26 protein-coding genes and 4 tRNA genes are annotated in these 24,584 nt (G+C 55.6%); 20 read left to right on the forward strand and 10 right to left on the reverse strand.

Annotation, left to right across the window (positions count from 1 at the left end; genetic code table 11):
• The first annotated feature begins 39 nt into the window (after positions 1-39).
• From TO66_RS10550 to TO66_RS10600, 11 genes are all read left to right on the forward strand, one after another.
• A complete protein-coding gene (locus TO66_RS10550) occupies positions 40-672 on the forward strand; it encodes a phosphoribosylanthranilate isomerase (protein ID WP_044462275.1) in 633 nt (210 codons plus the stop codon).
• A gap of 260 nt (positions 673-932) precedes the next feature.
• A complete protein-coding gene (gene accD, locus TO66_RS10555; RefSeq protein ID WP_044462276.1) occupies positions 933-1,853 on the forward strand; it encodes an acetyl-CoA carboxylase, carboxyltransferase subunit beta in 921 nt (306 codons plus the stop codon).
• Positions 1,850-3,157 carry a bifunctional tetrahydrofolate synthase/dihydrofolate synthase gene (gene folC, locus TO66_RS10560; RefSeq protein WP_044462277.1) on the forward strand — a complete coding sequence of 436 codons (1,308 nt, stop codon included), beginning with the start codon at positions 1,850-1,852 and terminating at the stop codon, positions 3,155-3,157. Before accD ends, folC begins: the two co-directional genes overlap by 4 nt.
• Positions 3,141-3,812, forward strand: coding sequence for an SPOR domain-containing protein (locus TO66_RS10565; protein WP_044462278.1), 672 nt, complete (start codon positions 3,141-3,143; stop codon positions 3,810-3,812). The genes folC and TO66_RS10565 overlap by 17 nt, the downstream gene beginning before the upstream one ends.
• Positions 3,813-3,911: 99 nt before the next feature.
• The gene (locus TO66_RS10570) at positions 3,912-4,469 is read left to right on the forward strand and encodes a CvpA family protein (RefSeq protein WP_044462279.1); all 558 of its coding nucleotides are present in this window, start codon (positions 3,912-3,914) and stop codon (positions 4,467-4,469) included.
• Between the two features lie 41 nt (positions 4,470-4,510).
• Complete coding sequence (gene purF, locus TO66_RS10575; RefSeq protein WP_044462280.1) at positions 4,511-6,016, forward strand: amidophosphoribosyltransferase; 1,506 nt, start codon at positions 4,511-4,513, stop codon at positions 6,014-6,016.
• Positions 6,017-6,041: 25 nt separating this feature from the next.
• On the forward strand, positions 6,042-7,253 hold the full coding sequence (locus TO66_RS10580) for an O-succinylhomoserine sulfhydrylase (RefSeq protein ID WP_044462281.1): 1,212 nt from the start codon (positions 6,042-6,044) through the stop codon (positions 7,251-7,253).
• A 5-nt stretch (positions 7,254-7,258) separates the two neighbouring features.
• The gene (locus TO66_RS10585) at positions 7,259-8,026 is read left to right on the forward strand and encodes an SDR family oxidoreductase (RefSeq protein WP_409077190.1); all 768 of its coding nucleotides are present in this window, start codon (positions 7,259-7,261) and stop codon (positions 8,024-8,026) included.
• Positions 8,027-8,175: 149 nt separating this feature from the next.
• Positions 8,176-8,251 (forward strand) — tRNA-Val (locus tag TO66_RS10590).
• Between the two features lie 58 nt (positions 8,252-8,309).
• Positions 8,310-8,386 (forward strand) — tRNA-Asp (locus tag TO66_RS10595).
• Between the two features lie 91 nt (positions 8,387-8,477).
• Positions 8,478-8,554: transfer RNA gene (locus tag TO66_RS10600), tRNA-Asp, on the forward strand.
• A 210-nt stretch (positions 8,555-8,764) separates the two neighbouring features.
• Here TO66_RS10600 and TO66_RS10605 read toward each other — a convergent pair.
• The gene (locus TO66_RS10605) at positions 8,765-10,048 is read right to left on the reverse strand and encodes an FAD-binding oxidoreductase (protein WP_044462283.1); all 1,284 of its coding nucleotides are present in this window, start codon (positions 10,046-10,048) and stop codon (positions 8,765-8,767) included.
• 183 nt (positions 10,049-10,231) lie between these two features.
• On the opposite strand from TO66_RS10605, the gene TO66_RS10610 reads away from it, so the two are divergent.
• A tRNA-Val gene (locus TO66_RS10610) sits at positions 10,232-10,308 on the forward strand.
• Positions 10,309-11,571: 1,263 nt separating this feature from the next.
• On the opposite strand, the gene TO66_RS32440 is transcribed toward TO66_RS10610, so the two are convergent.
• The 6 genes from TO66_RS32440 to TO66_RS10625 all read right to left on the reverse strand — a co-directional run bounded on the left by TO66_RS32440 (position 11,572) and on the right by TO66_RS10625 (position 16,443).
• Positions 11,572-11,916 (reverse strand): hypothetical protein, encoded by a 345-nt coding sequence (locus tag TO66_RS32440; protein WP_082061059.1) that lies wholly within the window; start codon positions 11,914-11,916, stop codon positions 11,572-11,574.
• A 343-nt stretch (positions 11,917-12,259) separates the two neighbouring features.
• The gene (locus TO66_RS32445; protein ID WP_082061060.1) at positions 12,260-13,714 is read right to left on the reverse strand and encodes a DEAD/DEAH box helicase family protein; all 1,455 of its coding nucleotides are present in this window, start codon (positions 13,712-13,714) and stop codon (positions 12,260-12,262) included.
• Between the two features lie 7 nt (positions 13,715-13,721).
• Positions 13,722-13,949, reverse strand: a complete 228-nt coding sequence (locus TO66_RS32450) for a hypothetical protein (RefSeq protein WP_082061061.1) — start codon at positions 13,947-13,949, stop codon at positions 13,722-13,724.
• A 110-nt stretch (positions 13,950-14,059) separates the two neighbouring features.
• Positions 14,060-14,353, reverse strand: coding sequence for a hypothetical protein (locus TO66_RS32455; RefSeq protein WP_082061062.1), 294 nt, complete (start codon positions 14,351-14,353; stop codon positions 14,060-14,062).
• Positions 14,350-14,787 carry a hypothetical protein gene (locus tag TO66_RS10620; RefSeq protein WP_044462285.1) on the reverse strand — a complete coding sequence of 146 codons (438 nt, stop codon included), beginning with the start codon at positions 14,785-14,787 and terminating at the stop codon, positions 14,350-14,352. The genes TO66_RS32455 and TO66_RS10620 overlap by 4 nt, the downstream gene beginning before the upstream one ends.
• 699 nt (positions 14,788-15,486) lie before the next feature.
• Complete coding sequence (locus tag TO66_RS10625) at positions 15,487-16,443, reverse strand: site-specific integrase (protein WP_044462286.1); 957 nt, start codon at positions 16,441-16,443, stop codon at positions 15,487-15,489.
• Positions 16,444-16,919: 476 nt separating this feature from the next.
• Here TO66_RS10625 and TO66_RS10630 point away from each other — a divergent pair, with 476 nt between their 5' ends.
• From TO66_RS10630 to TO66_RS10660, 7 genes are all read left to right on the forward strand, one after another.
• Positions 16,920-17,357 carry a GNAT family N-acetyltransferase gene (locus TO66_RS10630; RefSeq protein ID WP_044462287.1) on the forward strand — a complete coding sequence of 146 codons (438 nt, stop codon included), beginning with the start codon at positions 16,920-16,922 and terminating at the stop codon, positions 17,355-17,357.
• Positions 17,358-17,766: 409 nt separating this feature from the next.
• Positions 17,767-18,240: a DUF3757 domain-containing protein gene (locus tag TO66_RS10635; RefSeq protein WP_044465994.1), complete on the forward strand. Its 474-nt coding sequence runs from the start codon at positions 17,767-17,769 to the stop codon at positions 18,238-18,240.
• 188 nt (positions 18,241-18,428) lie between these two features.
• Positions 18,429-18,791, forward strand: a complete 363-nt coding sequence (locus tag TO66_RS10640; RefSeq protein ID WP_044462288.1) for an NUDIX hydrolase — start codon at positions 18,429-18,431, stop codon at positions 18,789-18,791.
• Between the two features lie 168 nt (positions 18,792-18,959).
• Positions 18,960-19,310, forward strand: coding sequence for a hypothetical protein (locus tag TO66_RS10645; protein WP_044465995.1), 351 nt, complete (start codon positions 18,960-18,962; stop codon positions 19,308-19,310).
• Between the two features lie 308 nt (positions 19,311-19,618).
• Positions 19,619-20,248 (forward strand): lytic polysaccharide monooxygenase auxiliary activity family 9 protein, encoded by a 630-nt coding sequence (locus tag TO66_RS10650; protein WP_044462289.1) that lies wholly within the window; start codon positions 19,619-19,621, stop codon positions 20,246-20,248.
• Positions 20,249-20,294: 46 nt separating this feature from the next.
• The gene (locus TO66_RS10655; RefSeq protein WP_044462290.1) at positions 20,295-21,758 is read left to right on the forward strand and encodes a carbohydrate-binding protein; all 1,464 of its coding nucleotides are present in this window, start codon (positions 20,295-20,297) and stop codon (positions 21,756-21,758) included.
• Positions 21,759-21,880: 122 nt separating this feature from the next.
• Positions 21,881-22,342: a DUF2214 family protein gene (locus tag TO66_RS10660; protein ID WP_044462291.1), complete on the forward strand. Its 462-nt coding sequence runs from the start codon at positions 21,881-21,883 to the stop codon at positions 22,340-22,342.
• Positions 22,343-22,386: 44 nt separating this feature from the next.
• Here TO66_RS10660 and TO66_RS10665 read toward each other — a convergent pair whose 3' ends face one another.
• Both TO66_RS10665 and csrA read right to left on the reverse strand, forming a co-directional pair.
• Positions 22,387-22,635 (reverse strand): hypothetical protein, encoded by a 249-nt coding sequence (locus TO66_RS10665; protein ID WP_044462292.1) that lies wholly within the window; start codon positions 22,633-22,635, stop codon positions 22,387-22,389.
• Positions 22,636-22,963: 328 nt separating this feature from the next.
• Positions 22,964-23,158: a carbon storage regulator CsrA gene (gene csrA, locus TO66_RS10670; RefSeq protein WP_007920550.1), complete on the reverse strand. Its 195-nt coding sequence runs from the start codon at positions 23,156-23,158 to the stop codon at positions 22,964-22,966.
• Positions 23,159-23,422: 264 nt separating this feature from the next.
• On the opposite strand from csrA, the gene TO66_RS10675 reads away from it, so the two are divergent.
• On the forward strand, positions 23,423-23,779 hold the full coding sequence (locus TO66_RS10675; protein WP_044462293.1) for an SPOR domain-containing protein: 357 nt from the start codon (positions 23,423-23,425) through the stop codon (positions 23,777-23,779).
• 114 nt (positions 23,780-23,893) lie between these two features.
• On the opposite strand, the gene TO66_RS10680 is transcribed toward TO66_RS10675, so the two are convergent.
• The gene (locus tag TO66_RS10680; RefSeq protein WP_044462294.1) at positions 23,894-24,583 is read right to left on the reverse strand and encodes an endonuclease; all 690 of its coding nucleotides are present in this window, start codon (positions 24,581-24,583) and stop codon (positions 23,894-23,896) included.
• Between the last annotated feature and the right edge of the window lies 1 nt (position 24,584).

The following is a 24,584-nucleotide window of genomic DNA, read 5'->3' on the forward strand; positions in this document are numbered from 1 at the left end:
TCCGGGACTTTCCCGGATTTGCCTTGAGGTTCAAACGACATGCCAGCCGTTCGCAGCAAAATTTGTGGGATTACCCGCATTGAAGATGCGTTGGCGGCAGTCGAGGCCGGGGCCGATGCCATTGGGCTGGTGTTCTACGCCAGGAGCCCGCGGGCAGTGAACGTGCAGCAGGCGCGAGCGATCATTGCCGCGCTGCCGCCGTTCGTGACCACCGTGGGACTGTTCGTCAATGCCAGCCGTTGTGAGCTGGGTGAAATCCTCGACGCGGTGCCACTGGATCTATTGCAGTTCCATGGCGACGAGACGCCGGCGGACTGCGAGGGTTATCACCGCCCCTACATCAAGGCGCTGCGGGTCAAGGCCGGCGACGATATTGCCGGTGCCTGCGCGGCTTATGCACGAGCCAGCGGCATCCTGCTCGATACCTATGTCGAGGGCGTGCCGGGGGGAACCGGCGAGGCCTTCGACTGGTCATTGGTGCCGCAGGGCCTGAGCAAGCCGATCATTCTTGCGGGTGGCCTGTCGGCGGAAAACGTCGGTCAGGCGATTGCCCGGGTTCGCCCCTATGCCGTGGATGTAAGCGGTGGGGTAGAGCAGAGCAAGGGCATCAAGGACCACGCAAGGATTCGTGCTTTCATGCAGGCCGTTCGCGGTAGTTGTCAGCCGATGTGACGGCTGGCAGTCTGCCGCCGTCCATAACACCACTGTACAAAACAGGCCGGCACCGCCGCTGGGGCGGGCCGAAATCGAAGTGACAACCGCTCTATCCTGGGGTTGTCGGGATGGCTGAGGAGCTGTTCGGCACAGGCAGGTCAAGCTCGCGCTGACCGCGGTAGCGAACAGGTCATCGCCGCATACATGAATTTAGCTCAAGGGCATACGCGGGGCTGCGAACCAGAGTGTTCGGGCCACCGGTACTGGAGAAAGAAAGCATGAGCAACTGGTTAGTAGACAAACTGATCCCTTCGATCATGCGTTCCGAGGTGAAGAAAAGCTCGGTGCCTGAAGGTCTGTGGCACAAGTGCCCATCCTGCGAGGCGGTGCTGTATCGTCCGGAGCTGGAAAAGACCCTGGACGTTTGCCCCAAGTGCAACCATCACATGCGCATCGGCGCTCGCGCCCGCATCGATATTTTTCTCGACGCTGAAGGCCGTGCCGAGCTGGGCGCGGACCTGGAGCCGGTAGACCGCCTGAAGTTCCGTGACGGCAAGAAGTACAAGGACCGCCTGAGCGCGGCCCAGAAGCAGACCGGCGAGAAAGATGCGCTGATTTCCATGAGCGGTACCCTGTTGGGAATGCCGGTGGTGGTGTCGGCATTCGAGTTCTCCTTCATGGGCGGCTCCATGGGGGCCATCGTCGGCGAGCGTTTTGTTCGTGCTGCGAACTATGCCCTGGAAAACCGTTGCCCCATGGTCTGCTTCTCCGCCTCCGGCGGTGCGCGGATGCAAGAGGCGCTGATTTCCCTGATGCAGATGGCCAAGACCTCAGCGGTGCTGGCGCGCCTGCGTGAAGAAGGTCTGCCATTCATCTCCGTATTGACCGACCCGGTCTACGGTGGTGTGTCCGCCAGCCTGGCGATGCTGGGTGACGTGATCGTTGCCGAGCCGAAGGCGCTGGTCGGTTTCGCAGGGCCTCGCGTGATCGAGCAGACCGTGCGCGAGAAACTGCCGGAAGGTTTCCAGCGCAGTGAGTTCCTGCTGGAGCACGGCGCCATCGACATGATCATCCCGCGCCAGGAGCTGCGTCCGCGCCTGGGTAACCTGCTGGCGCAACTGATGGGCCTGCCGACGCCTGAGTTCGTGGTCGCGCCTGTCGAGCCGATCGTCGTGCCGCCGGTGCCAGCAAACATATGACCGAACGTACCCTTGGCGACTGGCTTGCCTACCTCGAGCAGTTGCATCCGTCAGCCATCGACATGGGGCTGGAGCGCTCGCAGGAAGTAGCGTCCCGCATGGGATTGGGCAGGCTGGCGCCTCGGGTCATCACGGTGACCGGTACCAACGGCAAGGGTTCTACCTGCGCATTCGTGGCGTCCTTGCTGCGGGCCCAGGGGCTGAAAGTCGGGGTCTACAACTCGCCCCACCTGCTGCGTTACAACGAGCGTGTGCAGATCGATGGCGTCGAAGCCACGGATGCCGAGCTGTGCGACGCCTTTGTCGCCGTCGAGGCCGGGCGCGGCGAAATTTCCCTGACCTACTTCGAGATGGGGACATTGGCTGCCTTCTGGCTGTTCCAGCGCTCCGGCCTGGATGCCGTGGTGCTGGAAGTGGGCCTGGGCGGGCGTCTGGATGCGGTCAATCTGGCGGATGCCGACCTGGCCCTGGTGACCAGTATCGGCGTCGACCATACCGAGTACCTGGGGGATAGCCGCGAATCCGTCGCATTCGAGAAGGCCGGCATCTTCCGCCAGGGTGCCCCGGCGCTCTGCGGTGACTTGAACCCGCCACAGCCCTTGCTGGATAAGGCTCGTGAGTTGAGCTGTCCGTTCTTCCTGCGGGGTCGGGATTTCGATCTGGGAATTACCGAGCACAATTGGCAGTGGCGTGGTCTCGATGCGCAGGGCAATGCCATCGAATTGCGTGATCTGCCGCTGCTCGACTTGCCCATGGAGAATGCGGCGCTGGCCTTGCAAGCCTATTCGTTGCTGGGGCTGCCCTGGGACGCTGAAACCCTCGCCGACGCCTTGCAGCGCACGCGAGTGGTCGGGCGCCTGGACCGCCGTCAGTTCGAGTGGCAGGGCAAGCGCCTGAATCTGTTGCTGGATGTCGGCCATAACCCTCATGCCGCCGAGTATCTGGCCGAGCGCCTGGCGCGTCGGCCGCTGTCGGGCAAGCGTCTGGCGGTGTTCGGCCTGTTGGCGGACAAGGACCTGGAGGGCGTGGTGGCTCGCCTGGATGCTTGTGTCGAGCATTGGGCGGTGGCGCCGCTGGATTCTTCGCGCGCGCGTCCTGTCGCGGATCTGCGGGCGGCACTGGAGAACCTTGGGGCTTCGGTAGCGTCCTATGAAAGCGTCGCCGCTGCGTTGGATGGGCAGTGTGCGCGGGCTACGGCCGACGACGAGATTCTGCTGTTCGGATCTTTTTATTGTGTTGCCGAGGCGCTCGAGTGGCTTGCCCGGCGCTCCACGGAGGAAGCTGCACATGGCTATGCTGGATAACGTCTACAAGCAGCGAATGGTGGGGGCCCTGGTCCTGGTGGCGTTGGCGGTGATTTTCCTGCCGATGCTGTTTTCCCGCGAAGATGAGCAGCGCCAAGTCGTTGTCGAAGCGCCGGCGGTGCCTCAGGCGCCGGCTGTCGCCCAGGTGCAGGTCGAGCCTGTAGTGGTGCCTGAACCGCAAGTGCTGCCGCAGGATCAGGTTTCTCCTGCAGAAGAGGTGGTCCAGCAGGCCGCGCCTTCGACGCCGATTGCCCCAAGCGCCCCGACGGCTCCGGTAGCGCCGCCTGTCGCTGCGAGCAAGCCAGTCGCCCCGACGCCAGTGCCGAAACCGACTCCTGCTCCCGCTCCGGCGCAGCCGATTGCGGCCGCGCCAGCCAAGCCCGACACCACTACCAGCCGTGTCGACGCGAATGGCCTTTCGATCAGTTGGTCGGTGCAGTTGGCCAGCCTGTCCAGTCGGGAAAGTGCTGAAAACCTGCAGAAAACCCTGCGCAGCCAGGGCTACAACGCCTATATCCGCTCCGCCGAGGGCAAGAATCGGGTGTTCGTCGGTCCATTGATCGAGCGGGCCGAGGCAGATCGCCTGCGTGACTTGCTGGGCCGTCAGCAGAACCTCAAGGGTTTTGTCGTGCGCTTCCAGCCTGAGCGCGGTTGAAGGCTATTTCCTTGATTTGCAAAGCACAGTGAATCGCAGCTTACCGACGGGCATGGGCTCTGTTAAAATGCGCCGCCTTATCCGTCTGTAGGCTGCACTGTGCCATTTACCTGGGTTGACTGGGCGATCGTTGCAATCATCGCCATCTCCGCTTTGATCAGTTTGAGTCGCGGCTTCGTCAAAGAAGCGCTATCGCTGCTTACCTGGATCGTCGCAGGAGTCGTCGCCTGGATGTTTGGCGGTTCCCTGTCCGAATACCTCAGCGGATACATCGAAACTCCCTCGGCTCGCGTGATCGCGGGCTGTGCCATCATGTTTGTCGCCACCTTGCTGGTAGGCGCGATGATCAACTTTCTCATCGGCGAATTGATTCGTGTGACCGGCCTTTCCGGAACCGATCGATTCCTGGGCATGGCCTTCGGCGCGGCGCGTGGCGCATTGCTGGTGGTCGTGGCAGTCGGGCTGTTGAGCCTGGGGCCGGTGCAACAGGATTCCTGGTGGCAGCAGTCGCGGCTGGTGCCACAATTTCTATTGGTTGCAGACTGGTCAAAAAACCTCATATTGGGGTGGAGCAGTCAGTGGCTGGCCAGCGGTATCAGCGTACCCGCTGAAATACCGTTCAAGGAACAACTCTTACCGGCCAAAACGCCTCAGTAAGATGTGTTCAGTTCAGTTTCATTAAGTAGGGGTTGCGTCGCATGTGTGGCATCGTCGGTATCGTCGGTAAGTCGAACGTCAATCAGGCGCTGTATGACGCGCTAACCGTGCTCCAGCACCGCGGCCAGGACGCTGCCGGTATCGTGACCAGCCATGATGGCCGGTTATTCCTGCGCAAGGACAACGGTCTGGTCCGTGATGTGTTCCAGCAGCGCCACATGCAGCGCCTGGTGGGCCACATGGGGATCGGCCATGTGCGTTATCCGACCGCGGGTAGCTCGACTTCGGCCGAAGCTCAGCCGTTCTACGTCAACTCGCCTTACGGCATCACCCTGGCGCATAACGGCAACCTGACCAATGTTGAACAGCTGGCCAAGGAGATCTACGAATCTGACTTGCGCCACGTCAACACCAGTTCCGATTCTGAGGTGCTGCTCAACGTCTTCGCTCACGAGCTGGCCCAGCGCGGCAAGCTGCAGCCGACCGAAGAGGATGTGTTTGCCGCCGTTACCGACGTGCACAACCGTTGTGTCGGTGGTTACGCGGTCGTGGCCATGATCACCGGTTATGGCATCGTCGGCTTCCGCGATCCCCATGGTATCCGCCCGATCGTGTTCGGCCAGCGTCACACCGATGAAGGCGTTGAATACATGATCGCCTCCGAAAGCGTTTCCCTGGATGTCCTGGGCTTCACCCTGATCCGCGACCTGGCGCCGGGCGAAGCGGTCTACATCACTGAAGACGGCAAGCTGCACACCCGTCAGTGCGCGACCAACCCGAAACTCACTCCTTGCATCTTCGAGCACGTCTACCTGGCGCGTCCGGATTCGATCATCGACGGCGTATCGGTCTACAAGGCACGCCTGCGCATGGGCGAGAAGCTGGCCGAGAAGATCCAGCGCGAGCGTCCGGACCACGATATCGATGTGGTCATCCCGATTCCGGATACCAGCCGTACTGCCGCGCTGGAGCTGGCGAACCACCTGGGCGTCAAGTTCCGCGAAGGCTTCGTCAAGAACCGCTATATCGGCCGCACCTTCATCATGCCGGGCCAGGCGGCGCGGAAAAAATCCGTACGCCAGAAGCTCAATGCGATCGAGCTGGAGTTCCGCGGCAAGAACGTGATGCTGGTGGACGACTCGATCGTTCGCGGCACCACCTGCAAGCAGATCATCCAGATGGCCCGCGAAGCCGGCGCGAAGAATGTCTACTTCTGCTCTGCGGCTCCGGCGGTGCGCTTCCCGAACGTGTACGGCATCGACATGCCGAGCGCTCACGAGCTGATCGCCCACAATCGCTCGACGCAGGACGTGGCCGACCTGATCGGCGCCGACTGGCTGATCTATCAGGACCTGCCGGACCTGATCGAGGCCGTGGGCGGCGGCAAGATCAAGATCGAGAGCTTCGACTGTGCGGTGTTCGATGGCAAATACGTCACCGGTGACGTCGACGAGGCGTACCTGGACAAGATCGAAAACGCCCGCAACGATGCCTCCAAGGCCAAGACTCAAGCGGTCAGCGCGATCATCGATCTGTACAACAACTGATTTGAAGACATAAGGAGTAGGCGGCATGAGTCAGGATTGGGATGCCGGTCGGCTGGACAGCGACCTTGATGGCGTAGCTTTCGATACCCTGGCCGTGCGCGCCGGCCAACACCGTACTCCGGAAGGGGAGCACGGTGATCCGATGTTCTTTACCTCCAGTTACGTATTCCGCACGGCCGCCGACGCGGCCGCGCGATTTGCCGGCGAAGTGCCGGGCAATGTCTATTCCCGCTACACCAACCCGACCGTGCGTGCGTTCGAAGAGCGTATCGCCGCTCTGGAAGGCGCCAAGCAGGCCGTGGCCACGGCCACCGGCATGGCGGCCATTCTCTCGGTGGTCATGAGTTTGTGCAGCGCGGGCGATCATGTGCTGGTTTCGCGCAGCGTGTTCGGCTCGACCATCAGTCTGTTCGAGAAGTATTTCAAGCGCTTCGGTATCGAGGTCGACTACGTGCCGCTGGCGGATCTGTCCGGCTGGGATGCGGCGATCAAGGCCAATACCAGGCTGCTGTTCGTCGAGTCGCCATCCAACCCGCTCGCCGAGTTGGTGGATATCGCGGCCTTGGCCGAAATCGCCCATGCCAAGGGCGCAATGCTGGTGGTCGACAACTGCTTCTGTACTCCGGCGCTGCAGCAGCCGCTGAAGCTCGGGGCGGACGTGGTGGTGCATTCGGCTACCAAGTTCATCGACGGCCAGGGCCGTTGCATGGGCGGTGTGGTGGCGGGTCGCAGCGAGCAAATGAAAGAAGTGGTGGGCTTCCTGCGTACCGCTGGCCCGACCTTGAGCCCGTTCAATGCCTGGATCTTCCTCAAGGGGCTCGAAACTCTCAACCTGCGCATGCGCGCCCATTGCGCCAATGCCCAGGCCCTGGCCGAATGGCTGGAGCAGCAGGACGGCGTCGAGAAGGTGCACTACGCCGGTCTGCCAAGCCATCCGCAATACGAGTTGGCCAAGCGTCAGCAGCGCGGCTTCGGTGCGGTGGTGAGTTTCGAGGTCAAGGGGGGCAAGGAAGGGGCCTGGCGCTTCATCGATGCCACTCGCCTGATTTCCATCACCGCGAACCTGGGTGACAGCAAGACCACCATCACGCATCCGAGCACCACTTCTCATGGCCGCCTGGCGCCGCAAGAGCGCGAAGCGGCGGGGATTCGTGACAGCCTGATTCGTATCGCTGTCGGTCTTGAGGATGTCGTGGATCTGCAGGCTGACCTGGCGCGCGGACTGGCCGCCTTGTGATCGAGTTGTCCGAGCAGCAGAGCATTGCCAATGGTCGTGTCGCGCTGGTAACCGGTGCGGCACGCGGTATTGGCCTCGGTATTGCCGCCTGGCTGATCAGCGAGGGATGGCAGGTGGTGCTGACTGATCTGGATCGTGCGCGTGGTTCGCAAGTGGCCAAGGTGCTGGGCGAGAGCGCCTGGTTCATTGGCATGGACGTGGCGGACGAAGCCCAGGTCGCCTTGGGGGTCGCCGAGGTGCTGGGGCAATTCGGGCGGCTCGACGCCCTGGTGTGCAATGCGGCGGTCGCCGATCCACGCAATATCACCCTGGAGAGTCTTGATCTAGCGCATTGGAATCGCGTGCTGGCAGTCAATCTCAGTGGTCCGATGCTGCTGGCCAAGCACTGTGCGCCGTATCTGCGTGCCCATGGTGGCGCTATCGTCAATCTGGCCTCTACGCGCGCCAGGCAATCGGAGCCTGATACCGAAGCTTATGCTGCGAGCAAGGGCGGGTTACTGGCCCTGACCCATGCCCTGGCCATGAGCCTGGGGCCGGAAATTCGGGTCAATGCCGTCAGTCCTGGCTGGATCGACGCTCGTGACCCGGCAGCCCGTCGGGCCGAGCCCCTGAGCGATGCCGATCATGCCCAGCACCCGGCAGGCAGGGTGGGGACGGTCGAGGATGTGGCGGCAATGGTGGCGTGGCTGTTGTCGAAAAATTCTGGTTTCGTCACCGGCCAGGAGTTCGTGGTCGACGGCGGCATGAGCAAGAAAATGATTTATTGCGATTGAAGATGTGTGGCGGACGCAACCAGGATGCTGAGGGTTGCCGTTCTCTGCCATCGACTTTGTCGCGATTTGGTCTTTTTCAGAAAAACTTCAAGCAGGGTATTGACTTAGCATCGGTATCTGCGTAAATTTCGCGGCCTCAACGAAGCAAAGGGTGATTAGCTCAGCCGGGAGAGCATCTGCCTTACAAGCAGAGGGTCGGCGGTTCGATCCCGTCATCACCCACCACTTCTTGAGTGTCTTTCGCGAGAAAGACGGAGGCCTCATAGAGGCATCCAACCGACGCGCAGCGGTAGTTCAGTCGGTTAGAATACCGGCCTGTCACGCCGGGGGTCGCGGGTTCGAGTCCCGTCCGCTGCGCCATATTTTCCAGATCAGGTTCGCCTGTTCTGAGATTGCAAAGCACCGAAGCTTTTCAATCAGACGATTTAACGGACGCAAGTCCAAGCGATACGCAGCGGTAGTTCAGTCGGTTAGAATACCGGCCTGTCACGCCGGGGGTCGCGGGTTCGAGTCCCGTCCGCTGCGCCATATCTACTTGAGGGAATACTGAACGCCTTCAAGTGACGAAGAAGCCACAGGCTCTTCGGATCGATAGCAAAGACCCCGGTCGAAAGACCGGGGTTTTTTGTTTTCGGAATCCGCCTTTTTCTCTGTCGCTCAGGCGGTCGATAATTTCCTCCGCACAATTTAAAAAAACCGCCTTATGGGCGGTTTTTTATGTGGAGAGGTGCAGGTTTATCAGAACCCCAGCTTGTCCCGCAGGCTGTAATACCAGGCGCCTATTGCCGTGAATGGGGTACGCAGGAGCTGGCCGCCGGGGAAGGGGTAGTGCGGCAGCTCGGCAAAGGCGTCAAAACGCTCTGCCTGGCCGCGCAGGGCTTCTGCCAGCACCTTGCCTGCCAGGTGGGTGTAGGTGACGCCATGGCCGCTGCAGCCCTGCGAGTAGTAGATGTTGTCGCCCAGGCGTCCGACCTGTGGCAGGCGCGACAGGGTCAGCAGGAAATTTCCGGTCCAGGCGTAGTCGATCTTTACGTCCTTGAGCTGCGGGAAAGCCTTGAGCATTTTCGGACGAATGATCGCCTCGATATTGGCCGGGTCGCGGGCGCCATACACCACGCCACCGCCGAAGATCAGGCGCTTGTCGGCGGAAAGGCGGTAGTAATCCAGCAGGTAATTGCAATCCTCGACGCAGTAATCCTGAGGGAGCAGGCTGTTTGCCAGTTCATCGCTCAGTGGTTCGGTGGTAATGACCTGGGTGCCGCAGGGCATCGATTTGGCGGCTAGTTCTGGCACCAGGTTGCCCAGATAGGCGTTGCCCGCAACGATGATGAACTTGGCCCTGACCTTACCTTGTGGGGTGTGCACCACCGGGTTGGCGCCGCGTTCGATGCGCAACGCCGGAGACTGTTCGTAGATGGTGCCACCCAGGGACTCCACGGCTGCCGCTTCACCCAGGGCCAGGTTGAGGGGGTGAATGTGTCCGCCGCTCATGTCGAGCATGCCGCCCTGATAGAGGTCACAGGCGACGACATCGCGAATGCGGCGTTGATCCAGCAATTCCAGTTGAGTGTGGCCGTAGCGCTCCCACAGGCGCTTCTGCGACTCCAGATGGCCCATCTGCTTCTTGGTGATGGCGGCGAATACTCCGCCGTTCTTCAGGTCGCACTGGATCTGGTACTTGGCGACCCGCTCACGAATGATCTTGCCGCCTTCGAAGGCCATCTGGCCGAGCAATTGGGCTTGCCTCGGGCCGACGCTGCGTTCAATCACATCGATGTCGCGGCTATAGCTGTTAACGATCTGTCCACCGTTGCGCCCGGAGGCTCCAAAGCCGACCTTGGCGGCTTCCAGGACAGTGACTCGAAAACCGTTTTCAAGCAGAAACAGGGCGCTGGAGAGACCGGTGTAGCCGGCACCGATGATGCAGACATCGGTTTCCACGTCATCTTGCAATGAGGGGCGATCCGGGGCGCTGTTGGCTGATGCAGCGTAATACGACTGTGGGTAGGGAGTGTTCGCCATCCTGCAACCTCTGTTTAATATTCTTGACGATTGCGCCGATCCTACCTGAGTTGAAAAACGCCTGCCAGCCATCGAAAAATCTTCTGGTCGAACTCGAAATTAAAAAATTCGCATATTCAGAGGGTTAGCTGCAAAAAAGGTGTTGACACCCCTCCGGAATTCCGTAGAATGCCGCCTCACAGCAGGCACGTAGCTCAGTTGGTTAGAGCACCACCTTGACATGGTGGGGGTCGTTGGTTCGAGTCCAATCGCGCCTACCAAACAAAATCCGCTCTGCTGGGCGGTGTGAAGGGGAATCCGAAAGGGTTCCCCTTTTTCTTTGCCTAAGAAAACGTTCACAAGCTATAGGCTTCGTTCACACAAGGCAATGTGAACGTAGATTCATGTCTTGCCTCTGTTCACATAAACCATTGTGAACGACTCTACCTAACCTATTGATACATATGGCCTGAGCACTTTCTTGTCTAGGTGGTGGTACGTTCGCAAGCTCACTCCCTAGCCCGTTGTTCGTGCCTCACAAGGACAGGCTTTCTAACCAACTGAGCTACGTGCCTGCTGTGAGGCGATGTACGCCTATCGGCCACGCTCCCGACTCCAACGCTATGTGTTGAATCGTGCACGCCTTGAGTGACGCCGTAGGGGGCTGTACGCGTTTCTTTAACGGGGGGGGGGGGGCGGGGGGGTATGGGTGGGCTTCCTTCCTATGCAATGTATCTTCTAAATTTCTGCTAGAAATTAACTGGTGTTCAGTGCGGTTGGGGTAGGAAGGATGCGGATGCTCAAGGGAATGTACTGGGTTTGGCAGGGTAAGAAATTTGGTAATCAGATTGCTGACTTTATCGGTATGCACCGAGACCTGTATCACGGGGCTATGGAGGAGGGTGGCTGCAAGGTACATATGCTCAAGCTATATCAATTAAAGGCGGAGGGGTATTCGGTTGAGCTAGCAGCATACGACTCGTGTAAGTTTTTAATTCCAGGTCTTAGGACCATTGAAGATAAGTTTGGGAGTCAAGAGCAGATCGAACATGCTAGGTCTTGTGTCATGAAGTTAGTTGCAAGTCAGTGTGCTTGACCTGTTTTCCTGTAATCGTATAAAATATATTTAGGCAAACGGGCCTGGCAGATGCTGAACTGTACGTCTTAGGGAGTGAGGCGCTTCAATGTTAGTAGCATCATAGCGAACCTTCGATGGTGTAGTGGTGGTGTGAGCGCTGAGAGGACCGCGCCGGTGGTTTGTAAACAGGCCCGCTATACACCAGCGAATAGGTGTAGGCTTATCCCCTCTGGCTTGGTTAGAAGGGCAGGTTACTGATAGCTGAACTATCAGGCGCAGTAGGCGTTAGCCCCTGTGAAGAACGGCCAATGTGGCGACGCATTGAGCACCCCAGAGGGGCATCTAGGAACCTCCTAGAAACTGAGCGTGACGCTAACTATGCCCTAATTATGTCTAATGCCCATAATTTTAAATGTGGTCAATGGCGCTAGAAGTCAATGCCTCGCCCTTCTATAAATAAATAATTCTATTTAACAGCATTCATTCTACGAATATCTGTGGCCCATTCTTCAGAAATCTTAGCTTCAACCGCAATGTGATGTTCTACATCTAGCTTGCGAGGCCTGCCTACTGGTCTGTTTACACCAGTTAGCTTCAGCATCTCCTTGACAGCTGACACGTTTCCATTGATTAACTCTTGTTTCAGTATCTCCACTGACTTGTCAAACCAATAGAGTCGATGTTCTTCTTTCCAGCCTAATAATTCAGCTTGTGAGTCTAGCGCCGTAAGGCTGACTCCTAGCTTATTTGCTAAGTCAGCATGGGAAAAGGTTTCTATATAGTCTTTCTTTTGTTTGTCTGTAATGTCCATTATGTTCTTTTGTATCAGGAAGGGGGAGTAGAGGGCTTTCAGCAGGAGTCACTGCGTGACAGCAGAAGCAAAAGCACGCCACGTAGTGGCATACGCAATAAAGAAAGATCAAGAGCAAATATACTGGTAGGTAGTCCGCTTTTGATTCTCTCTTTTAATGCGTGCTCTTTGTCGGCTGTGCCGACGTTGCTTTTGCTTTTAAACTCATGATTGGTGATCTAGAGTTTTAGGTGCTTGCTAGTTAAATCTTGGTGAGAATACCTAGTAAGCTATACAAATTGTGCAATTTCTCTTAAGGAGTCTTTAAGGAAAAGTGCACAAAATAATGACGACGTTGCACAATTTAAGCCGTACGTTGTAGCTTTGCGGTCCAGCGTCTAACCTGATGGTAGGGAACGTTTAGCTTTGCAGCTATTGTCTTTCTATCAGTACCTTCAGATTGAAACATACTCACTGCTTCTGCTTGAATGATGGCTTTAGCTTTCTTCTTTTCAGATTGCTGTTTCTCCCAAGGGGTCATTAGCAATTCGGTGCTGATTATTGCTAAACGGCCAAGCATTCCTTGGAGGTATTTAGCCATATCCATATTCTGAACGAATAAGGTGACAGGCTCTAGATTGTTTCTATCTCTCAAAGAGGTGCGAGCAATAGCCTGTAGTGTGCTTTCATAGAAGCGTTCAAACTCAATTGCTTTTCTAATTTCTGCTACAGGTACACCTAGCATATCGCTTAGCGTATGTAAGCTAAGCGCAATATCAGGACTCACATTGCCATGCTGAAGACAGATAGCAATTCGTCGATCTTGGTAGCCATTTATACCTCTGCTATCGATAGGAAGCGTGGTTATATTAGCGTCAAATTTGAACTTAACCCATTCGTGCATAAAGGCTAAGCTTTCCTCATCTCCAATCATTGCTATAACACCGCGTAGCCATGCTGCTAGCTGTACTCCATCATCCCAGGCTTCTGCACAATCGCCATTACGTTGCATCATGCTTTGGGTCTTGGAGTAGCGACCAGTTAGAAATGGATGTAACTCAACACGCTTTCCGTACCCATCAAACTCAGGAGTGAATTCAGATGGTTCAAACTCCCAGCCTTGATACTTGGCATGCACACCTAGCAGGGTGTTCTGTACGTTGTTAGCAAGGACATGAACGCTGTTGGCGTATGAGAAGGCTGGTAGGAAATCTCTATAGCTTACGATGCGTACCAAACGCTTACCCTTGGTGCTCTGGGGTTCTACCTCAATGCTACACTTAGGTGTGAGCATAGATTGAAGCACTTCAAGGGCGGGCTTGCTGAGAGCGCTGGTGTCCTTAGCCCTAATCATGGTTTCAGCCAAGGCAATGTGTTCAGGGTTCAGTGAGGCTTTCTTATCAGATCCAATGGTCAGGTAGTTAGCAAGACTCCCTAGATAGCTAGTGCTATCAAATGAATGTGTCTTACAGTCGCTGACCGTTGGCACCTCATCCACTACAAGCTCCCAACCTTCAAGGAGACGAGGGTCTACACGTCTTAGCGCCTCATGAGTAACCATAATCAATGGATGTGCATTTGCAGCTAAGACTTTCTCTAGGTGGGCCGTAACATTTCCCATCGTCTCAGATGTAATGACGATAGGCGAGATGCCAGCGTTGATTTTGATATTCACTTCAAGCTCTCTGATAAGAGCGTTCGTAGGCATCGCATACACAATCTTGCTGGTGTGTATAAGTGTAGGTAGTGCCTCAATGAACTTTGTAGATTTTCCACTGCCGGGAAGGGACTCTGCTATAAATATTGTCTTAGGGTTCATGATGTACTTATTTGTATTTGGTTGATCGTTCTATCTCTGCTAGCTTCAAGTTGGAGATGTAGCTAGCGGCTTGGAGAGGAACCCTGTGTTGTAGTGAGAGTTTATAGACAGCCTGGCTGTCGCCTTTTGCTGCTACCAGTTCTTTTGCTATCCCTCGTTTGATAGCTATAGGTCTAAAAAAGCGTGTATTGGGGATGAGGTTGGGCACTAGAATAAAGTCTTCATCTGAAGCCATAATTATTCCTTGTTAGAAGGTGTAAGAGATTGTGCTAATGGCTAGTTTGGCGAGTGTCAGTAAGCTTAGATATAGTACGTACACAATAAAGGCTGTAGTCAGCCAGCTAGTTAGTAGCTACACTTGCCGGATTTAGGAAGCTTCTTCAGTCTTTCCATGTCGTCGATGATCTTATGTAGAGCAAAGGCAGAAGTGAATGAGCCTTCTAGCCCGCTAAGGGGAGGAAGATTAAGGCAGACGTATGTGCCCCTTGGCTCCATTTGATAGTTAATTCCCTTGTAAGTCTTAATGTCTCCTACCAATTTACTGTTCTTGGCTTCAATAAGTAGAGTCAGAGCTGCTGATTCAGCTTTACGCTTCTCAAGATATTGACGCTCTCCGTCAGACATGTAGTGTGCAGTCATTCGTTCACTCCAAGTCGTTTGTAAATGTCCGCCTTGATTGCTTTCATGGCGTCGGTCTGATGCTTCCCTGTGGCGTGTATACCATCGATGACGCTTTTCTTAAGTCCTTTAAAATTCCCATGTTCGTCATAGATGAGGTTGGTGGGTTTGTTTGTTTCTTGACTAGAGTGTACTTTTTCAATTGCTGAGTGAGCATTGATGCTTTCACGAATCAACGGATCATTCTGATACAGGTTGGATATAGTTTGTTCCTTGACCTGTTTCATCATGATGTAAGCGTCAGCAGCGTTATCAAGGCCACGCAAACGCTTGGCAGGGTCTGTAGTTTCTGAATAGCTCCATCCTGATCTCCCAGCAATCTGCATTACTTCCTCAATGGAGCGGCCAGTCGCTTGTGATAGTTCTACAAGGTCATTGCGGTTTAGACTTTTCATTGCTTTTGTCCTCAGGGTTATAGATTGATTGCGCGGTATTGATATGGAGAGGAGTGCTGAGTGCCTGACTTACGACGCTCTACCATTGCTGTGTTTACCAAGTGCTTGATGATGTAATCAACAGAGCGTCTAGGTAGTGCTGTGGCTTTGGCGAAGTCGTTTCCTGAGATGGTGGACCAGCCGTATTCATTGGTGCTGTCCCGTATCATGAGATAAATCAGTTTCCTAGAGAGGGTGTTTAATTGGTCGTGTTGAAGTGTAACAATATCGTCTAGTGTAATTGTCATTGTATATGCCTGTGTTGTATATTGGGCGCGCCAAGGGTGCTGGCTTTCTATTCATAGATTTTGCGCGTATGGATTGGTCAAATAATTTTCACAGAGAAACGTTAGAGTTGGCCTATCGCATAACTCTAATGTGATTGTTATTTGTATGGAGGTGCTAAGTTAGTAGTGAGTGGGAGTGAAGCTTTGAAAATTATTAGTAGGTATACTTACAATACCTGCTGGCAGGAATATAGTCTACAAAGCTCGATGAATAATCTCAGGTAGGTATTATGCCTTGGTTGCTTCGGTGACTAGTTTCATATGCTGTAGTGTTCCGCATTGTGAACCTCGAATAGTAGTGCGCGCCAATGAGGATGAAGTAAAATTTCCCCATCAGCGAGCCTCTAAAGTTCACGCCTGTATGACTGTGGTCTCAATCTATTAGGTGGAGTACGTCCTTAGCATTTAGGTGTGAGTATCTGGCGACAGACCTAGTATCCCTATGTCCCGACACAATCATTATCTGAGCATTGTTAAACCCTTTCTTGGCTACGTTCGTAATGCGTGTATGTCTTAACTGATGAAGCCTAACGCTATTGTCCAAGCCTGCTTTGTTTCTTGCCAATCTGACAGCCTGTGAGACGCTATGAGGTGTCACAGTGAATAGCCTTCCCTTGTTTGCTCGGTCTGCTAGCGACAGTCGCTTAGCTTCTTTCAGTAGCTCTATGGCACGTAATGTCAGAGGTACAGACCTAGTGCCGTTCTTCCCATCAATCACATCCGCAATACGTTCATCCAGGTGAAGGCAGTGAGTAGTGAGCTTGAGTATTTCTGAGCGTCTCATAGCGGTTTCATAGGCAAGCTCTACGATGAGCGCCATGGTGGGGGAGAGCTTGTTGAGCAATTGTCTTAGCTCGCCAGCACTGATTACTTTGTCGCTCGATTTGTCTGGCTTGGGTAGGGCTATGTCACTTACGGGATTGGGTATGTCGATTAGCAGGCCACGTTTAGCGAACCTGAAGAAACGGGACATGAACGCTAGCTGTATTCGACAGGTAGCAGGCTTGACCGTCTGTAGACGCTTTAGCTTGAAGTCATTAACTAGCTGAGGGGTGATGTCATGGATTGACTGAGGGAACGCAGCAAAGAGCTGGTTAACGATCTTGATTGCATGGTCATAGCTGCCCTTACCCTTGAGCAAGGTTTCACAGTAGGTCATACCCAATGTGTAAATCGTATGGGCTTGGTGGTCCTTGGTGACGGCTTCAAGCTGGTTAGCCCATGCTTGAGCCAATGCTTGAGTCGGAAAGGTTTTAGATTGGGCAGGTTTTCCTTTCAAGCGTACCTGCGCGTTCCAGTTCCCTGATGGAAGTGAGCGGATGTTAGCCATTGTTGACGCCTCATAATGTGAATGGGCGTTCTCTTAGGGCCTTGAGTTACGTGGCTCAGTGCTCGGCATGGTGGCTCTTGACATGGTGGGGGTCGTTGGTTCGAGTCCAATCGCGCCTACCAAACAAAATCCGCTCTGCTGGGCGGTCTGAAAGGGTCCACCGAAAGGTGGGCCCTTTTTTGTTGTCTGCGGTTTTTAATACTTTTGCAAAACCCCGCTCCAAAACGCTGATTCGGCGCCTGCCTCAGCGTATCGATTGTCTGCCGCCGTGCCCCGCCTGGTGGTGCTTCGCCATCTTCACGCCCGTATCCGTAAATCAGCCCTCCTATCGTCCTGGCCAGTATCTCCCTCATCTGGGGCAGCAAATGCCTCTCAGGGGGCTCAGCGTCCGCTGGTTGTTATTTTCGAATGCCGGCTTCTGATGGGGCGGGGTAGTTGAAGTAGACTTCGATGAATTTGACCGAAGGGACACGATCATGAATTGGCAAATAAGGCAGGCTGCTCTGAGCGATCTCGAGGGGTTGTTGCATATCGATCCTCTCGCGGCGAAAGACAATGCTCGCCGAGTACAAATCGAAAGGTGGGTAAGGGCGGGCGAATGCTGGGCTGCCTATGAACCGGGCGATGCCCGTGTGCCGATCGGTTATGGCTGCCTGGATAAAAGCTTTTTCGGGGAGTGGTTCATCTCACTCGTGGTTGTTTCAAGTGCCTATAGGCGTTGCGGTGTGGGCAAGCAGATGGTTGTTCACTTGGAGCGGTGCTCTTCTGCAAAGAAGATCTTCACTTCGACCAATGCGTCCAATATGCCCATGCGGAAATTGCTGGCGCAGTTGGGATATCAAGACAGCGGCACAATAAAGAATCTGGACCCCGGCGATCCAGAGCTGATTCTTGTGAAGTTCCTGGGCGATTGAAGCTTCCTGCATTTCGGTTTTCCAGGATCTGGTACTGCTTGTTGGCCCTTTTTGCTTTCACCATCGCTTCTTGAGGGCGGGCTTCAGGTTTATTCAGAATTGTCTTCGGGACAGGTGGCGTGGCTCTGGATAGAGTGGCTCCGCTCGACCGGTCGGTGTGTTTACGATGGATTGCTGAACGGCCTACGCCGGCCGGGACGAGCGCCAATTCAGATTCCAGGTTCGGCCTCCATTCGTGCGAAAGGCCTGCACCCTTCGATTGTTATCCCGCATCCAGAATGACGGCTGTTTGTTGCCGTTCTTCTGTCTCTATTCTGAATAGAGAATGAGTGTTTTAGGAATCGTCCTACAGCCTCGGATCACTCTTGCTGATAGAACCCTTCTCCTGAAATTCACAAGGGGGAAGGACATGTTCAGATGGCTTGGCTGGGGTTTGCTGTGCTCGCAATTGTTTATCTATGTGCACGCTGCGCCTAGCAGTTACTTCGAGATTCCGGACTGGTCGGGCGACCAGGAGTCATGTCCTTTGCCGCGGGACATCAAGAGCGCTATGGGTGTCTTTACTGCGCCAGCTAAAAGTGAAGGTGCCGAGTGGGTGGGCGTTTTGCTTAACGGGGCCATGGATGCCGTTACCCGCTTTGAGAAAAGCTATTTTGTAGTGACTCGCCAAGGTGTCGACAAAGTGGGCTTTATCAATGACTGCATCTATATGACTTCTGGCGGCAGGTATCTGAACATGCGGCTCGATCTCGGGGGAAACTACAAACAGGTCATGTGGGTACGGAGCTCCTTGTCATGGAAGGAGTCCGGTGATTTTTCCTCATCGACGGTTTTGGAGTGCAGTGATACTTATCGAGACGCATGCAGTTTTTACTTGAGATAAGCACTGCTTCTTATCGTATGGGGTTGCTGTTCTTTGTATCGGCAACCTGGACAGGGATCGTTGACCTTCTTCGTATGCTTGCTGCCTATGTATTTCATGACGTTTTTATGACATTTTTAAGACATCTTCCGGTCGTACACCGCAGTCTGTGTGATGTGGCCGAAGATGCAGTCGAATAGGGTGTAATCATGAAAAGCAGGGCGACGGTCATTTGTGCACATGGAGGGCACATTCTTTTTGTTCGCAAGGATCGCTCCAAATGGGCTCTGCCAGGTGGCAAGATCGAACCCGGCGAATCTCCCGCTGCGGCCGCCATACGTGAATTGCATGAAGAGACGGGGTTAGAGGCCAGCGAACCGCTCTACATCCTGGAGTTCGAGGCCGGCAGTGTACGGCATCATGTCTTCGAGGTGTCTGTCATCAATATCGAGGACGCCCGGCCGCTGAATGAAATTGCCGCCATCGCCTGGCACGCTTACGACGCGGCCAGGGAGTTGGATACAACGATCGCCACCAAAAGTATCGTGAACTCGTTCTTGCGCCGCCTGTAATTGAAACCACGATCAGAGACTTCGACTCATGAGAAAGCCCGCCTTGTGCGGGCTTTTGATTTGCCGGGCAAACGCGAAGTGGATTGCATTGCATGCAGTTTCTCGAGAGCAAGTGCTATCGCAGGCGAGGCGAGTGCTACAGTCGCGTTTTTTCGGCGAGGTAGCATGATGCGGATGTTGATGGCGGTAATGGTTGCAGCGTTGCTGGCGGGGTGTGCCGGTTCGGTGATGAATGAGGCGCGCTTGAAAAGCCCCTACAAGGCGCTCTCATCGGCCAAGGCCGAGCAGGTTGTGGCGCAATGCGTGCAGTTCGCCTGGCAGGATGAGGCGGTATTCGGGGTGGACGCAGCAGCCTATCTGGAGTCGGCGGGTGGCGGGGGATACACGGTCTATACCCGCTCGGCAGAGTCCTTCGCCGACATTCGCGGGCAGGTCTCGGGCACTAGTGTCAATTACTATGCCGTGCGGGACGATTGGGTTGCCAAGCGCAGGTTGGCAGCGCTGGCCACCTGCCTATAGTTGTGTTTCGGGCGTTATCTTGCGCAATGATATTTATGAACCCGGCTTTGCCGGGTTTGTTTATTTCAGAATTTATTAAAATTTTTTAGTTGATGAGTGTTGGGTGGTGAGAGTTTTTTCTTGTGTAAGCTATTTGCTTTTATCTTTGTAGGTTTGCGCTGTAATTGTATGCGGATAAAGGTGTTTCATTGGTGGTGCGACAATTTGCTCGGTCTTTTCAAAGGTAAGGCGGTAGACAAAGAAATGATCTGAACTAGTTTGAAAGTTCTCCTGAGGGAGAATCTTGTTTTATCAAAGGAGTGAAGATCATGAATAAGCCACTGGTTCAACCGAAGCACGGTCGCGTTGTTTCCCCGTCCAGTCGTGGCGCGGTCGCCGTCGAGCTGGGGTTGCTCGGCACCTGGCAGGTCAATGAGATGGAAGGTGGAAAAAACTTCCCTGCCACGGTTGGCGGGCCTTTTCCGAAACCCTATGAAAGCGATGTCGCGAGTGTCGTGCCACCGGCCGATGGGCATATCCTCAGTGGCGGCAAGACCGACGAGCGCGACTGCCTCAATTTCACCAACGAGGAAATGTCGAAAAAGCTCGGGCGTTCGTTTTCCTGGCCGTTGCTCAATGTCGACCCGGGGCAGGTATTCCAGGTCAAGTGGGAATACACCGCGCCTCATGTGACCCGCGGTTACAGCTGGTTCATCACCCGGGATGGCTGGGACCCGAAACAGCGTATCAGTCGTGCGCAGCTGGAGCCGCAGGCCTTTTTCAACGACTTCTACACGCAAGTGCCCTATGACAAGTACGGCGATGAAATGAAGGCCAAGGTCGAACATCAGGTATCCCTGCCCAAGAACAAGAAAGGTCATCACGTTATTGTCCTGGCGTGGATTGTCGCCAATACCGGCAATGCGTTTTATCAAGCATTCGACGTCGACTTCAAATAACCACGGAAGTTGCCATTCTCTTTGAAAAGTTCTGAAGGATTAGAACGTGAACAAGATCAACTTTGCATCGGTTAAGACCCAGGCGAATGACTCGGCATCGTTGATGCCTTCGATCGCGGGCAAGAAAATCCTCATGGGCTTCTGGCACAACTGGCCGGCAGGCTCCAGCGATGGTTACCAGCAGGGGCAGTTCGCCAACCTCGATCTGGTGGATGTACCCAAGGAATACAACGTAGTGGCCGTGGCGTTCATGAAGGGGAATGGCATTCCGACCTTCAAGCCTTACAACCTGTCGGATGCAGAGTTTCGGCGCCAGGTCGGCGTGCTCAACAGCCAGGGTCGCGCGGTATTGATTTCCCTGGGGGGCGCAGACGCCCATATCGAATTGCACAAAGGCAACGAACAAGCGCTGGCCAATGAAATCATCCGTCTGGTGGAGGTGTATGGTTTCGACGGGCTGGACATCGACCTCGAACAGAGCGCCATCGACTTCGCCGATAACAGGACTGTGCTGCCGGCGGCGCTCAAGTTGGTGAAGGACCACTACGCAGGCGAGGGCAAGCATTTCATTATCAGCATGGCGCCGGAGTTTCCTTATCTCACCACTGGCGGCAAGTATGTCGGTTATATCCAGGCGCTGGAGGGTTACTACGATTTCATCGCGCCGCAATACTACAACCAGGGTGGAGATGGCTTGTGGGTTGAAGGAAGCAACGGCCAGGAAGGCGTCTGGCTTGCCCAGAACAACGATGAAAGGAAAGAAGACTTCCTGTTTTATCTGACGGAGAGCCTGGTCACCGGGACTCGTGGCTATATCGCCATCCCCGCCGACAAGTTCGTCATCGGCCTGCCGACCAACGTCGATGCGGCGGCGACCGGTTACGTCATCGATCCCGCGGCGGTGAGCAATGCCTTCAAGCGCCTGGATCGTGCGGGGCTGTCGATCAAGGGCCTGATGACTTGGTCGGTCAACTGGGACGACGGTCTGAACAAGTACGGCATGCGTTACAACTGGGAGTTCCGTGATCGCTATGCGCCGCTGATCCATGGTGGCAGCGGTGGGGAGCGGCCCTCGGCACCGGGCAACCTGATTTCTACAGCGCAGACGGAAAGCAGCGTGACCTTGAGCTGGAGTGCCGCCCACGGTGTTCGTCCGATCGAGTTCTATACCCTGTACCGCGATGGCAGGCCGGTGGCGCAGACGCATTTACTGACCTTGCAGGACGAGGGCCTGAAAGCCGATACGCTGTATGGCTACTTTGTCAGTGCTACTGATGCCCAGGGCAATCAATCGCTGCCAAGCACCAGCCTGAACGTCAAGACGGCTGGTGGTATGCCGGACCCGCAATATCCGGAATGGCAGTTGAACCATCACTACCGAAAAGACGACGGCGTGACGTACGAGGGGCACCTGTATCTGTGTTTTCAGGAGCACACCTCGAATGCCGGCTGGACGCCGGATGTCGCCTTTACGTTATGGGCCCGGGTGGCCATTCAGCGGCGTGCGTGAGCCGCGCTCGATGTAGAACGGCCCTTGATGGGCGCCTTTTTTCTGGGCTGACAAGGCGAAGCGGCGGGTTGTGAGCTAATACTGACAGGCTGTTTTCTGTCATCCATCAAGGGAGTGGAGCGATGCTCGCGCACTGGTTTCTCGCTGCCGTACACCTGTTGGCCTTTGCTGTTGCGTTCGCGGCGGTGCTCAATCGTGGTACGGCGCTACGTCGCGTGATTACCGAGGGGGCGGACGTCCGTAGGGTGCTGCTGGCCGATAATGGCTGGGGGCTGGCAGCGGCGGTGCTGCTGATCAGCGGCTTGTTGCGAGCCTTCGCGGGCTATGAGAAGGGCACGGATTACTATCTGCACCAGCCGCTGTTTCACCTGAAAATGACCCTGTTCGTCATCATCCTGCTGCTTGAGGCATGGCCAATGGTGACGCTGATCAAGTGGCGAGTTGCCCTGGGGCGTGGGGCGCCGGTCGATACCGGTCGCGCCACGTTGTTCGCGCGTATCAGTCACCTGCAGGCGTTGCTGATTGTGCTGATGGTGGTGGCGGCCAGTGGCATGGCGCGGGGCGTCATGCTCGATCGGCTCTGAGGGGCAGGAAAAAGGGGCGGGGCTGGTGGCTCGATGTGGCGTCGCTAGCAGAGCTGGCTGAACGCTTTGCTGATGGTGGCTCGACTGGTTTTGAACTCGGCCTGCTGCACAGGAATGATGCCGAATTCGTCGCTGACGATAGCCAGCGCTCGGTGAAGAAAGTCGACATTAGCCTGGGAGCGGAAGGTGAAGATGCCACGTTTGACTTCGTAGAGCCCTTCTGTCGAACAGGCGGCAACGGTCCGCATGGCATTCAGGTCGTTGGTGATCAGAAGGTAAGCGAACTCTTGCATAAGACCTCTCCTTGTTCATAGAGCGTCTGCCAGTGGCAAGGGGGAGCCTCGGCAGGTTCGCGGAGGCGGAGGTTTGAAATTACTCCTCCTGCTCGTTGCCACGCTACTGAGTATTTATACAAAGGCAGAAGCGGGCGTTCTCCCGGCCGTGTCAGGTTGACGAGCCGCCGGGATGGAGCGCTATGGGGAAAGGGAGGGAGTGTTGGCGGTGGCGGCCTGGGCTGGACCGCTGCCATTTGAGAAGGAAGTGCAAGGCGGGGGAATCAATCAGCGACAACGCTGTGCCAGCCAATGTGGTGAGACAAAGGGCTGGCCGCTCATGCTGCTTTCAAGGTGTTTCGCGTTTGTCCGGAGCGGTAAGGCCTGCCTGGATGCGTTGATAGATTTCTTCGCGATGGACTGCGACGTCTTTCGGAGCGTTGATGCCAATACGGACTTGCTGGCCGCTAACGCCCAGAATGGTGATCGTGATGTCGTCACCGATATTTATGCTTTCACCGACCTTGCGGGTGAGTATCAGCATGATCTTCTCCTTGATTGCTTTGTAGGGCACCTGATTCAGACAGTGCAGATGTCGGTAGTGCGTATAGATTACTGCGAAGTTCCACTGCGTGGGTGCCTCTTTCTGACGCGCAGACGATGTATTAATTCCCGAGGTGCAACTATACAGAGGCGATAAATATCATTCTCCTTGTTTTGCGCTGATTTTGTGGCGCTTGTGCAAGGCGATGGGGTGCTAAAATCGCCGCCTCAGACTTTCAGGGGGTAAGTTGTGCGCACAGTAGCGATGATGATGGCGGTTCTGGCTCTGGCCGGATGCGGCGAGGGCAAGCAGGTCGAGGCTGACAAGAAGGTGGCGCCAGTTGCCCAGGTACAGGCGCCTCAAGCTGCCGCGACGCCACAGTGGGATGTGCTGGTGGCCGGTACCCTGCCTCAGGCGACGAGCGACCTGGCGGGCTGGCTGATCGAGCACGGGATCATGTCCTATGTCGCCGTTGAAGATGGCAAGGATCGGGTGCTGGTTGGCCCATTCGATTCCCAGGCCGAAGCCGAAGCGAAAAAAGCCGAGCTGGTCGAGAAGTTGACCAAGGCCAAGAAGCGCAATATCGAGCCTCAGGTGATCGAGCATCGCGCCGCACAATAAATTTTTGTGGATCAATGCCGGGGGAGTATCGAGCGATCAGCCTGGCTGGCGCTCGAAACTGCTCCTGTTGGCGCCGGGCTGTCCATTCGGACGTCCACCGCCTGAGCGGCGCATTCAGCCGCAGGCGTTCAGGTTGACCGGGCCGACGAATTCATTGCCGCGCCCCATTACACAGGCCACGCTCTGGTTGCGTTGGCGCTCCCAGGGTTGCACGGGGTAGGTCTTGTTCCAGGCTTCGTAGAGCTGGCGATCCTGCTTCGACAGGCGCAACCCGTATTGCTTGCTCATATAAAAGTAGGTCCGGGCGATCATCCCGCGAATGGATGGGCGCGGCATGACTTTCTTGGCCTTGAAGTCGACCTGGGTCAGGCACGAGCCATATTGGCCGGATTGCGTCGGCAGCCAACCGAAGCTGAAGTTGTTACGGTCGCCGTTGACCTCGCCGATGCTCGGCACCAGGTTGTGCAGGTCGGCTTCGGCGCGTTGATAGACCGGGTCATGGCGTGTGCAGTTCTTGCGCCCGCCCTGTTGCCAGCACTGGCGTTGATGGCCGATCTGCCAGGCAGGAACGATATGTTCCCATTCGATGCGTGCGGCGCGATTGGCATTCTTGCGTGGCACATAACCGCAGGCGGCGAGATTGACCCGGTTGCCACTGTATTTGCAGCCACAGTAGAACTCGGTGGATTGCGGTGCATACAGCTTCCAGGCGATTTTTTTCGCTTCGTTGAAGGTGCGTGGGGCATCGGCTTGGGCGGTCAGGGCAACGAACAACAGCAGTGCAGCAAAACAGCGGGCAATCATC

It is taken from the genome of Pseudomonas sp. MRSN 12121 (genome assembly GCF_000931465.1).
In the GTDB taxonomy this organism is placed as follows: Bacteria; Pseudomonadota; Gammaproteobacteria; order Pseudomonadales; family Pseudomonadaceae; genus Aquipseudomonas.

Excerpts from the sequence above, each read along its gene's own strand:
- TO66_RS10640 (WP_044462288.1), top strand. The coding sequence starts at position 18,429 with ATGAAAAGCAGGGCGACGGTCATTTGTGCACATGGAGGGCACATTCTT.
- TO66_RS10680 (WP_044462294.1), bottom strand. The coding sequence starts at position 24,583 with ATGATTGCCCGCTGTTTTGCTGCACTGCTGTTGTTCGTTGCCCTGACC.
- TO66_RS32445 (WP_082061060.1), bottom strand. The coding sequence starts at position 13,714 with ATGAACCCTAAGACAATATTTATAGCAGAGTCCCTTCCCGGCAGTGGA.
- TO66_RS10665 (WP_044462292.1), bottom strand. The coding sequence starts at position 22,635 with ATGCAAGAGTTCGCTTACCTTCTGATCACCAACGACCTGAATGCCATG.
- folC (WP_044462277.1), top strand. The coding sequence starts at position 1,850 with ATGACCGAACGTACCCTTGGCGACTGGCTTGCCTACCTCGAGCAGTTG.
- csrA (WP_007920550.1), bottom strand. The coding sequence starts at position 23,158 with ATGCTGATACTCACCCGCAAGGTCGGTGAAAGCATAAATATCGGTGAC.
- TO66_RS32455 (WP_082061062.1), bottom strand. The coding sequence starts at position 14,353 with ATGACTGCACACTACATGTCTGACGGAGAGCGTCAATATCTTGAGAAG.
- accD (WP_044462276.1), top strand. The coding sequence starts at position 933 with ATGAGCAACTGGTTAGTAGACAAACTGATCCCTTCGATCATGCGTTCC.
- TO66_RS10630 (WP_044462287.1), top strand. The coding sequence starts at position 16,920 with ATGAATTGGCAAATAAGGCAGGCTGCTCTGAGCGATCTCGAGGGGTTG.
- TO66_RS10625 (WP_044462286.1), bottom strand. The coding sequence starts at position 16,443 with ATGGCTAACATCCGCTCACTTCCATCAGGGAACTGGAACGCGCAGGTA.
- TO66_RS32440 (WP_082061059.1), bottom strand. The coding sequence starts at position 11,916 with ATGGACATTACAGACAAACAAAAGAAAGACTATATAGAAACCTTTTCC.
- TO66_RS10580 (WP_044462281.1), top strand. The coding sequence starts at position 6,042 with ATGAGTCAGGATTGGGATGCCGGTCGGCTGGACAGCGACCTTGATGGC.
- TO66_RS10650 (WP_044462289.1), top strand. The coding sequence starts at position 19,619 with ATGAATAAGCCACTGGTTCAACCGAAGCACGGTCGCGTTGTTTCCCCG.
- TO66_RS10565 (WP_044462278.1), top strand. The coding sequence starts at position 3,141 with ATGGCTATGCTGGATAACGTCTACAAGCAGCGAATGGTGGGGGCCCTG.
- TO66_RS10605 (WP_044462283.1), bottom strand. The coding sequence starts at position 10,048 with ATGGCGAACACTCCCTACCCACAGTCGTATTACGCTGCATCAGCCAAC.
- TO66_RS10550 (WP_044462275.1), top strand. The coding sequence starts at position 40 with ATGCCAGCCGTTCGCAGCAAAATTTGTGGGATTACCCGCATTGAAGAT.
- purF (WP_044462280.1), top strand. The coding sequence starts at position 4,511 with ATGTGTGGCATCGTCGGTATCGTCGGTAAGTCGAACGTCAATCAGGCG.
- TO66_RS10635 (WP_044465994.1), top strand. The coding sequence starts at position 17,767 with ATGTTCAGATGGCTTGGCTGGGGTTTGCTGTGCTCGCAATTGTTTATC.
- TO66_RS32450 (WP_082061061.1), bottom strand. The coding sequence starts at position 13,949 with ATGGCTTCAGATGAAGACTTTATTCTAGTGCCCAACCTCATCCCCAAT.
- TO66_RS10675 (WP_044462293.1), top strand. The coding sequence starts at position 23,423 with ATGATGATGGCGGTTCTGGCTCTGGCCGGATGCGGCGAGGGCAAGCAG.
- TO66_RS10660 (WP_044462291.1), top strand. The coding sequence starts at position 21,881 with ATGCTCGCGCACTGGTTTCTCGCTGCCGTACACCTGTTGGCCTTTGCT.
- TO66_RS10620 (WP_044462285.1), bottom strand. The coding sequence starts at position 14,787 with ATGAAAAGTCTAAACCGCAATGACCTTGTAGAACTATCACAAGCGACT.
- TO66_RS10645 (WP_044465995.1), top strand. The coding sequence starts at position 18,960 with ATGCGGATGTTGATGGCGGTAATGGTTGCAGCGTTGCTGGCGGGGTGT.